This is a genomic window from Microvirga yunnanensis (genome assembly GCF_025460875.1).
The window spans coordinates 1-9,338 of the sequence record NZ_JAMXFI010000135.1 but is presented as its reverse complement, the minus strand read 5'-3'; the positions used below and the strand labels follow the sequence as shown (position 1 = coordinate 9,338).

At 66.5% G+C, this 9,338-nt stretch carries 8 protein-coding genes; 3 read left to right on the top strand and 5 right to left on the bottom strand.

What is annotated here, in order from left to right; translation table 11 throughout:
* Positions 1-234: 234 nt before the first annotated feature.
* Complete coding sequence (locus NF876_RS36885) at positions 235-555, top strand: hypothetical protein (RefSeq protein WP_262272945.1); 321 nt, start codon at positions 235-237, stop codon at positions 553-555.
* Between the two features lie 29 nt (positions 556-584).
* Here the strand turns inward: NF876_RS36885 and NF876_RS36880 are convergent, their stop codons facing one another.
* Both NF876_RS36880 and NF876_RS36875 read right to left on the bottom strand, forming a co-directional pair.
* The gene (locus NF876_RS36880) at positions 585-1,325 is read right to left on the bottom strand and encodes a tRNA1(Val) (adenine(37)-N6)-methyltransferase (RefSeq protein ID WP_262272944.1); all 741 of its coding nucleotides are present in this window, start codon (positions 1,323-1,325) and stop codon (positions 585-587) included.
* On the bottom strand, positions 1,318-1,542 hold the full coding sequence (locus NF876_RS36875) for a putative signal transducing protein (RefSeq protein WP_262272943.1): 225 nt from the start codon (positions 1,540-1,542) through the stop codon (positions 1,318-1,320). The genes NF876_RS36880 and NF876_RS36875 overlap by 8 nt, the downstream gene beginning before the upstream one ends.
* A gap of 114 nt (positions 1,543-1,656) precedes the next feature.
* Here NF876_RS36875 and NF876_RS36870 point away from each other — a divergent pair, with 114 nt between their 5' ends.
* Positions 1,657-2,676 (top strand): polyprenyl synthetase family protein, encoded by a 1,020-nt coding sequence (locus tag NF876_RS36870; protein ID WP_262272942.1) that lies wholly within the window; start codon positions 1,657-1,659, stop codon positions 2,674-2,676.
* A gap of 15 nt (positions 2,677-2,691) precedes the next feature.
* Here the strand turns inward: NF876_RS36870 and NF876_RS43260 are convergent, their stop codons facing one another.
* Complete coding sequence (locus NF876_RS43260; protein ID WP_315975110.1) at positions 2,692-5,343, bottom strand: glycoside hydrolase family 113; 2,652 nt, start codon at positions 5,341-5,343, stop codon at positions 2,692-2,694.
* A 522-nt stretch (positions 5,344-5,865) separates the two neighbouring features.
* Here NF876_RS43260 and NF876_RS36860 point away from each other — a divergent pair.
* A complete protein-coding gene (locus NF876_RS36860) occupies positions 5,866-6,675 on the top strand; it encodes a MetQ/NlpA family ABC transporter substrate-binding protein (protein WP_262272941.1) in 810 nt (269 codons plus the stop codon).
* A gap of 230 nt (positions 6,676-6,905) precedes the next feature.
* Here NF876_RS36860 and NF876_RS36855 read toward each other — a convergent pair whose 3' ends face one another.
* Positions 6,906-7,769 (bottom strand): 4-(cytidine 5'-diphospho)-2-C-methyl-D-erythritol kinase, encoded by an 864-nt coding sequence (locus NF876_RS36855; protein WP_262272955.1) that lies wholly within the window; start codon positions 7,767-7,769, stop codon positions 6,906-6,908.
* A 187-nt stretch (positions 7,770-7,956) separates the two neighbouring features.
* On the bottom strand, positions 7,957-9,338 hold a 1,382-nt coding region (locus NF876_RS36850; protein ID WP_262272940.1), incomplete at its 5' end, for a tetratricopeptide repeat protein.

Here is a 9,338-nt window from a genome sequence, read left to right as displayed (position 1 = left end):
CCCCGTTTGCGCCCGCCACGCCGGGCGCATCGGCTCCGAACCCAAACGTGGACCCACTTTTGGGATCGGATCCGATGCTCTAGAGTGCACGGCCCGGCTTCCCAAGATGAACATACCGTTAGGGAAATTGTCGGGCTGCGTTCAGTTAAGACCGTTTAAATCTTGATCATGGACAACAGCCCGGTCGTGACACCGTTTCACTCCGGTGTCCGAGCGGAGTTGAGGAGAGAATGAATGCGTAAGCTGATGTTCGGCCTTCTTGGTTTTGCGGCCTTGGGCTTCGGGGCCGTGTCGGTTCAGCCGGCCGAGGCGCAGCCCTATTACGGGGGCTACGGCTATCGAGGGCCCGCCGTGACGGTGCAGTACGGCCGTCCCTATTATGGCCGGCCCTATTATGGGCGCCCCTATTACGGGCGTCCCTACGGCGCTTACCGTCCCGCCCGCGTGGCCCGCCGGTGCTGGGTCGAGCCGCGCCGGGTCTGGAACGGCTACCGCTGGGTGCGCCGTCCGATCGAGGTCTGCCGCACGGTCCGGGGACCGGGCTATCGCTGGTGATCGGGAAGGGCGCCGAGAGGCGCCCTTTCTCATGGAAGGATCGCGTCACCCCGATGCAGGGCCTCGGCCTGCGGGGTGAAGCGGCCATCGGGACCGTTCAGGATCACGGGCGGCAGGACGCACACGGGGGCGCGGCTGCCCTTGATCCCGGACAGGAGCAGGCGAATCGCCGGCCGCTCGGCGCTGGGATGAACGAAACGGAGCTCCAGCCTCCCGAGCCGATTCTCCAGCATCCTCAGACAATCCGCCAGGCGATCGGCCCGGTGGATCATCACGAACCGTCCCTTTGGCCTGAGCAGGCCGATACTGGCCTTGAGCCAGGCGTCCAGCCCCCCGGTCGGAAGGGCATGAGCCGCCGCCCGGCCCCGGTCGGGCGAGATCCGGGCCTCGCCCTCCTCCAGGAACGGCGGGTTGGTGAGGACGAGATCGGCGCTTTCGGGCATGAGACCCGCCGCTTGGCGCGAGGTGCGGTCCAACAGGTCCGCCACGGCCACCTCCCCCTGGATGCCGTTTGTCCGGCAGTTGGCCCGACACAATTCGGCGAGGTGAGGATCGCGCTCCACGAAGACGACGCGCGCAGCTTCCCGCCGGGCCGCCACCATGAGGCCGACCGCTCCGGTCGCCGCGCCCACGTCCATCACGACATCGCCGGATTTCAGGGGAGCCGAGGCCGCGAGCAGCACCGCATCGGTGCCGGCCCGGTGCCCCTTGTGCGGCTGAAGGAGGCGGACCCGCCCGTCCAGGAGAAGATCTTCCGTGACATCACTCATGCCGCAGCTCGCCCTCGAGCCCGGCTTCGGCCACCAGGCGGCGGGCCTGGGCCAGATGATCGGCGGGCACGAGAATCCGGCGCGGGAAGGCGCCGGTCATGCCCTCCAGGGCGCTCATGTGCATGTCTGCCACGAAAACGGGGATCTTGGCGTTCTCCAGGAGGGATTGTAGGAAGCCGACCAGAACGAGATCGCTGGTGCGGACGATTTCGACCATCGGCTTGAGACCCTTCCCCTGCGGTAAGCGTTTGCATTGCAGCATGGAAAGTGCCATGCCACGGTGACTGATATTCCTACCGGCCGAGCCGGCCGGCAACCCGGGTAGTGAGACGTGGGCGTCGTCGTTCCGTTCGAAGACAAGCATCCCGAGAAGAATGCGAGCATCGAGAAGCTCGTGTCCCTTGTGGCCTCCGACATGGAACGGGTCAATGCGATGATCCTGTCGCGGACGGGATCCGAGGTCACGATGATCCCGGAGGTGGCGAACCACCTGATCTCTTCCGGGGGCAAGCGCCTGCGCCCCATGCTGACGCTCGCGACCGCCAGGCTGTCCGGCTATCAGGGCGACGGGCACGTGAAGCTCGCGGCCTCCGTCGAGTTCATGCACACCGCCACCCTTCTCCACGACGACGTGGTCGACGAGAGCGACATGCGACGCGGCAAGATCGCGGCCCGAATCAAGTGGGGCAACGAGGCCAGCGTGCTCGTCGGCGACTTCCTGCTCGGCCAGGCCTTCCGCATGATGGTGGAGGTGGGATCCCTGCGCGCCCTCGACATCCTGTCGGCCGCCGCGACCGTGATCGCCGAAGGCGAGGTCATGCAGCTCGCCGCCGCCAAGAACACGGAAACCACCGAGGACGAATATCTCGCCGTGATTCGGGGCAAGACGGCCGAACTCTTCGCCGCCGCCTGCGAGGTCGGGCCGGTCATCGCCGGGCGCCAGAAGGCCGAGCAGGCCGCGTGCCGCTCCTACGGGATGAATCTCGGCATCGCCTTCCAGCTCGTGGACGATGCCCTGGACTATGGCGGCAAGGCCGCGACCCTCGGCAAGAACGTGGGCGACGATTTCCGCGAGGGCAAGATCACCCTGCCGGTGGTCCTGTCCTTCCGGCGCGGGACGGACGAGGAGCGCGCCTTCTGGAAGCGCGTGCTCGAACGGGGTGAGATCGAGGACGCGGATCTCGAGCAGGCCATCGCCATCATGCGCCGGCACCGCGCCCTCGAGGACACGGTCGAGCGGGCCCGCCATTACGGCGCCATGGCCCGCGACGCCCTCGCGCTCTTCCCGTCGGGCCCGATGAAGCAGGCCCTGCTCGACGCGGTCGATTTCTGCATCGCCCGGGCCTATTGAGCGGACGTCCCGCCGTCAGACGAAGAGGAAATCCTTGTAGGAGATGTCGCCTCCGACCTTCTTGTCGTAGGTGATGGTGGCGATCTCCAGGGCCTTCTGCTTCGTGCCCGCGCCGTCCGCATCGAAAAGCAGCTTGTAGGTCTTCGCATTGACCTTCCTGGCGATGAAGAAGTCGTCCCGATCCTTGGCCTGATCGAACGCGAACCAGCCTTTTCTGATCGTGATCGCATGATCGAGCGAGGCGTTCTTGCCCGCCAGGTAGCGGGCGATCGTCCCGTTGCTGAAGGCCGAATCCTCGAAGTAGAACGAATCATACTTGAACTGCACGTCCTTCACCGTGTCGACGTGGCTTCTGTAGGTGCTTGCCGTCACCTTGACGTCGAACAGGAACGCGTCCTTGTTCGGGTCCGCCCGGCTCCAGGCGCCGCCGGTGAGCGTGTCCCTGCCGGCCCCGCCCGACAGGATGTCGCCGCCGTCGCCGCCGGTGAGCAGGTCGGCGCCCGCACCGCCGAACAAGCGGTCGTGACCTGCTCCGCCGCCGAGCGTGTCGTCGCCGCCGCCGCCGTAGAACACGTCATCGGCCGCGCTGCCTGCGGTCTTCTCCGGATCTTCGTTGGTGACATGCACCACGAGGTCCTTGGAAAAGGTTGCCCCGTGCTTGTCCGTCACCCGCACGGTGACCCTGTGCGAGGAGGCCTGCTCGTGATCGAGCCTGATGCCGTCGGCCACCAGCAGCCTGTTGCCGTCGATCGTGAACCGCCCGTCCGGGTTCACGATGGCATAGCTCATCGCTTCGTCCTCATCGATGTCCGCGGCCGACAACGTCCCGATGAGCGTTCCGGCCTCGGCGAGTTCGGCCACCGCCGGATTGTCCAGAACGATGTCGCTCGGAGCATTGTCGCCGTCGTCGCTGAGGATCGTGCCGGTCGCATTCCCGCTCCCGATGGAGCTGCCCTCGCCCGCCCCGTAGAGTTCGACCGTGAAGGTCTCGTCCGCCTCGAAGAGAAGGTCGCCCCGAACTTTTACGGTGATCGTCTGCTCGGTCACGCCCGTGGCCATGGAAACCTCGCCGGTCATGACGGCAAAGTCGTTGGCCCGAATGGCGCCGGCGGGAAGCTGAACCCGCCATTTGACGCTGGTGTCGCCCACGTCGCTGGAGCGGGTGATCTTGAAGGTGAAGTCGGTCGTCGCTCCCGCACCGCCCTCGGGCTTGCCGGCCTGAACGGCCGCGATGGAAAAGATACTCTCCGGAGGCGTTCCGCCGGCGGTCGCGAGATCCACTGTCTGGTCGGAAAAGCTCGCCTTCTCCACGCCGCGGAGCTCGTCGGTGCCGTCCCCGTTCTGGCGGGCGTCCTTGACGATGTATCGGCCGTTGCCGAGCGCGTAGATCGTGTAGTTGGCGCGGGCGCCGGAGAAGACCGCCGTGTCCTCATCGGCTACGCCGTCGAGAGCATCGTCCCCCGGGCCGCCATTGAGCCGATCGTTTCCGGCGCCGCCCCAGAGGATGTCGTTGCCGCCGGCGCCGTTCAGGGTGTCGTTGTGATAGCCGCCGTCGAGCCTGTCGGCGACGTTCGTTCCGTTCCGGGCGAGACCCGTCGTATGAGCCGGTCCCGAGTAATGGGTGGTGACCGTGGCGTTCGCGGGCTTCCATTGCGTGGTGTAGTCCGTCCAGGGGACATTCCGCTCCACCATCGGGTTTTCGAAGGAGTAATAGCTCCAGAGGAAGGATCCGGCGAGCCATCGGCCGCCGTAGTTTTCCATCACCTTGAAGAGAGCCTCGTAGCAGTCGACCTGCTCCTGAGGATCATAGGTCCCGCTGCCGCCGAACACGCCCGGATCCTTGTTGGCCCCGTCCATGCTCTTGTAGCCGACCTCGGTGAAGATCACCTGCTTGCCGTATTGCTCAGAGAGCGCCTTGTAGGTGTCGACGACGGACTTGCCCCCATGCAGGGTGTCCCGGATCCAGGGGTTGAAATGCGGCTTCACCCAGGCATCCACGATCTGATCGACCGTCGGATCGTTCACCGTCGAGGACGGGATGTAGGCGTCGACCCCGACGAAGTCGACCTTGTCCCAGAACCCGACCTTCTGCACCGTGTCGTAGGTGGCCGCATAGGTGACCTTGCCGGAATAGACGGCCCGCACTGCATCGATGATCTCGCCCCATTTCTGCGTGTAGGTCTTGCCGTCGCTGCAGGTCTTGGTCGGATCGATCATGCTGTTCATTTCGGTGCCGACGCAGATCATCTCCGCGCCGGCCGCCTGAGCCACCTTGGCGTATTCGACCATCATGGCCTTGTAGCTGGCGAACCAGGCCTTGGGGTCGGTGGGGGCGAGCTCGGCGCGCCAGACACGGTTGTTCGTTTCCAGATGCGGCTTGAGCACGACCTTGAGGCCACGGTCCTTGGCCGCCAGAATGGACTGCTTCACCTGCTCGATCGTGTCGCTCTCGTTGTCCCATGGATTGTTGGGATCGCCGAGATGCAACTCCACCTCGTTGCTGAACTTGCTGACCTGGAAGAAGTTGGGAATGATCGTGACGGTGTTGGCGCCCGTCGCCACGATCTGGCTCATGGCCTTCAGCCCCGTCTCTGCGAGGATCTGTCCGCCCCAATAGGACGGCTGGGTGATGCCTTCCCACTCGAAGATCTGGCCGGGGCTGCTCATGCTTCTGGGCTCCTGCTCTTGGAGGCTGGCGGTTGTCGCGACGCTAGCCATCGAATCGTTAGTAACAGTATAACAAAATGAAGATGACCCGTCTTTCAGCCGGATGGTCGAGCGCGCCTATGCCGCAGCCATGAAGGCTCGGCCGAGCGGCCTAGGCTTTAGGCGCATATCGGGGCTGTTCTTTTTACAGAACAGATCGGTTGACTTAAAAACCAGCCCGGCTACAAAGATCCCTGTCCCGCGGCGGCTCTGGCCACGGCGGGGCCGCGGTGATTTGAGACGAGCAGCTTGCCCCGCGTCATCAAAGGCTAAAGCGCCACGAGCGGCCTCCGCCTCGTGGTTCACGAGGATCGATCGGTCATGACGCGCTGGACCTCCATAACGGCATCCCTGCCCCTTCCTCGGCCCCTCCAGGCCGAGCGGTGTTGTCGCTGCACGGCCTGATCTTTCCCAAAAAGCCCCGAACCACACGTCCGGCTTCGAGTTGAAGCCCGGACGCACTTTGCCCGAAAGGTAGACCCCATGTCCGTTTTCACCCGCCGCGCTCTCCTGTCCGCGACCGTCGCGCTCGGTGCCGCCCTGGCCGCCGCGCTTCCGGCCGCCGCCCAGCAGAAGAGCATCAAGGTCGGCGTCATGTCCGGGGCCGAGGAAGAGGTCGCGCAGGTCGTCAAGAAGGTCGCGGCCACCAAGGGCCTGAATGTCGAGCTCGTACCGTTCTCCGACTACGCTCTGGTGAACGAGGCTTTGGAGCGCAAGGACCTCGACGCCAACGCCTTCCAGCACAAGCCCTATCTCGATGCGCAGATCGCCGCCCGGGGCTACAAGATCGTTCCCGTCGGCTTCACCTTCGTCCAGCCCATCGGCCTCTACTCCACCAAGGCGAAGGCCGTCGCCGATCTGCCGAAGGGCGCCAAGATCGGCATCCCGAACGATCCGAGCAACGGCGGCCGGGCGCTCAACCTGCTGGCCGCGGAAGGCGTGATCAAGATCAAGGAGGGCCAGGGCCTGTCGCCGAGCCTTCTCGACATCGCCGAGAACCCGAAGGGCATCAAGTTCTCAGAGCTCGATGCCGCGCAGCTGCCCCGCGCCCTGCCCGATTTGGACGCCGCGGTGATCAACACCGATCACGCGCTCAATGCGGGCCTCGACATCCGCAAGGACACGATCGCGGTCGAGAAGCGCGAGGGCAACCCCTACGCCAACTTCGTCGCGGCCCGTCAGGGCGACGAGAACCGCCCCGAGATCAAGACCTTCGTGGAATCCTACCAGTCCCCCGAGGTCGCCAAGTTCCTGGAAGAGCGCTTCAAGGGCGCCATCATCCCGGCCTGGTGAGAACCGCGCAAAGCCTGAGCACCTTCGTCCCGTCATGGCCGGCCGGTCATCACCCGACTCTCGCCGGCCATCCTGCGGTCTCACTGCCACCCTCCACACGTCATGGCCGGCCTTGTGCCGGCCATCTCGATCTTTTGGGGCGCGGCGCTCTTCGTCATCGGGATTACCGGGACGAGCCCGGTGATGACGTGGAGGGTGGGACGAGCCCGGTGATGACGTGAGGCCGTCGATTACCGCAGGCTCGTCGCCTTGACCCACCAGTCCGGCCGCGCGTGCTTGACGGTCCTCGCGGCTTCCGCGGCCGTCCCCCACCCGTCGTAGAGGCCGAACACGGTCGCGCCCGATCCGGACATGCGGGCCAGGCGGCAGCCCGTCGTGCGCCCGAGCAGGCCGAGCGCCTCGCCGATCAGCGGCTGAAGCCGCAGCGCCGGCGGCTCGAGATCGTTGCGGGCCGCGCGCAACGCATCGATGAGGCCCCTCGGCTCGATGGCCGGGTGGACCTCCCCGGCCAGGCGCTGGCCGGGCTGCAGCCCGAGCGCCTGGAACACCGCCGGGGTCTCCACCGGCACGCGCGGGTTGACCAGAACGGCGAAGAGGCGCGGCAGGGTGAGCGCGGCCCCGAGCTCCGCGCCCGTGCCCCGCATCATGCGCGCCCTCGGCTCCAGGCAGACCGGCACGTCCGCCCCCGTCAGCCGGGCCGCCTCCCGGACGGCCGGATGCGACAGCGGCAGGCCGTTGAGACGGGCCAGGAGCCGCAGGGCCGCGGCCGCATCCGAGGATCCGCCGCCGATCCCGGCCGCGACCGGCAGGCGCTTGGTGAGATGGAAGGTGCCGAGCCGCAGACCCTCCAGGCGCTCGGCCAGAAGACGCGCCGCTTTCAGGACGAGATTGTCGGCACCGCTGCCGGCGAGGGCGGCCGTCGGACCGTCCACCGCGAGCGCCAACACGGCTCCGGGCGCGAGGCGCAGGTCGTCGCCTGTGCCGGCGAAGGCCACGAGGCTCTCCAGCGCGTGATAGCCGTCGGCCCGGCGTCCGAGCACGTGCAGCGTCAGGTTGATCTTGGCGGGGGCGCGGGTGGCGAGCGGCTGAGGCATGGCGCTTCCATGCCCGAGAGCGAACACGATGGGAAGGGCTCGCGTGTCGCGAACACCGGCCTTCCCGTTCCCTGTCAGGGCCGGGCTCGTCCCGGCCATCCCGATCCGAAAAGCGCGGCGCCCTCCGCGGTCGGGATCACCGGCACGAGGCCGGGGACGACCAAGGAGAGCGATGGTTCGACAGGCCTTACCCGCCGTTGTGCTTCGGCACTTCCGGCGCGGGCGGCGGCGCGTTCTCGGCGGCGGCGGGCTTCGGATCCTCCTCGAGACCGCTGTCGATCTTCTTGAGGATCTTCACGAGCTCCTCATGCTCCGGATCCGAGTTCTTGGCGTGGTCCCACTGGAACTTCGCCTCGAGCTTGCGGCCGGTTTTCCAATAGGCATCGCCCAGGTGGTCGTTGATGGTCGGATCGCCCGGCTTCAGCTCCACGGCCTTCTCGAGCTCGCGCACGGCGTCGTCGTAGCGGCCCATGCGGTAATAGGCCCAGCCGAGCGAGTCGATGATCATTCCGTCGCGCGGGGCGAGCTCGACGGCCTTGGTGAGCATCTTGAACGCCTCGTCGATGTTCATGTTCTGGTCGACCCAGGAATAGGCGAGGTAGTTCATCACCTGCGCCCGGCCGGCCGGAAGCCCTTCGGGGACGAGCTCCAGGGCCTTCTTCAGGTCGGCCTCGGCCTTGTCCCACTGCTTCGCGCGCTCATAGGACGTGCCGCGGTAGAAGTAGAGGATCCAGTGGCCGCGCTCCGGCTGGCCGATCAGCTTGATCGCCTTGTCGTAGGTCTCGGCCGCCTCGGCGAACTTCTTGCGCGAGCGCTGCACGTTGCCGAGCGCCATGACGACCTCCACGTCGTCCGGCCGCTCCTTCATGAGCTTCTCGAGATGCGCAATGGCGTCGTCGCCCCGTCCCATCAGCTCGAAATTGTGCCCGATGGAGATGTCGGCGCTCGGCCGCACGGGAGAATCCTTGGGGATGCGATCGAAGATCGCGTTCGCCTTGTCGTACTGCTTCAGGCGCTCGTAGACGTCGCCCAGGGTGACGAGGGCGAGCGGATGATCGCCCTTCAGGTCGAGGCCGAGGCGCAGATAGATGATCGCCGTGAGCTCGTCGCCCTGGGTGTTGCCGACGACGCCGAGCCCGTAGAGCAGCTCGGCCGCGCCGTCCTGGGCGGTGTTGACCAGCGGCAGGAGCGGCTTGTCCTCCTCGAGCGCCTTCATGGCGGCGCGGACGATCGGGTGGCGCGGCGCCGCCTCGTCGAAGGCCTTGTAGATCTTCAGGGCCTCGTCCTTGCGGCCGCGCTTGGCCAGGAAGCGCCCATAGGCGTCGACCACCTGCAGGGTGTTGCGCTCGCCCTCGTAGGCGGCCTTGAAGCGTTTCTCGGCCTCGACGGGGTTGCCCACCACGTCGGCGATGAGGGCGGCGTGATATTCCCTGAACTGGTCGAAGGCCCGCTCGTTCTTGAGCTTGTCCACGGTGGCGAGCGCCTGCTTGCCGTCCTTGGCGCCGGCATAGGTCCAGGCGGTCAGAAGCGTGGCCGTCAGGTCGGCCTGGCGCCCGCGGGCGCCCGTCG

What these genes read in the sequence shown, in the direction of transcription:
- NF876_RS36885 (WP_262272945.1), top strand. Translation starts at nt 235, where the DNA reads ATGCGTAAGCTGATGTTCGGCCTTCTTGGTTTTGCGGCCTTGGGCTTC.
- NF876_RS36880 (WP_262272944.1), bottom strand. Translation starts at nt 1,325, where the DNA reads ATGAGTGATGTCACGGAAGATCTTCTCCTGGACGGGCGGGTCCGCCTC.
- NF876_RS36875 (WP_262272943.1), bottom strand. Translation starts at nt 1,542, where the DNA reads ATGGTCGAAATCGTCCGCACCAGCGATCTCGTTCTGGTCGGCTTCCTA.
- NF876_RS43260 (WP_315975110.1), bottom strand. Translation starts at nt 5,343, where the DNA reads ATGAGCAGCCCCGGCCAGATCTTCGAGTGGGAAGGCATCACCCAGCCG.
- NF876_RS36860 (WP_262272941.1), top strand. Translation starts at nt 5,866, where the DNA reads ATGTCCGTTTTCACCCGCCGCGCTCTCCTGTCCGCGACCGTCGCGCTC.
- NF876_RS36855 (WP_262272955.1), bottom strand. Translation starts at nt 7,769, where the DNA reads ATGCCTCAGCCGCTCGCCACCCGCGCCCCCGCCAAGATCAACCTGACG.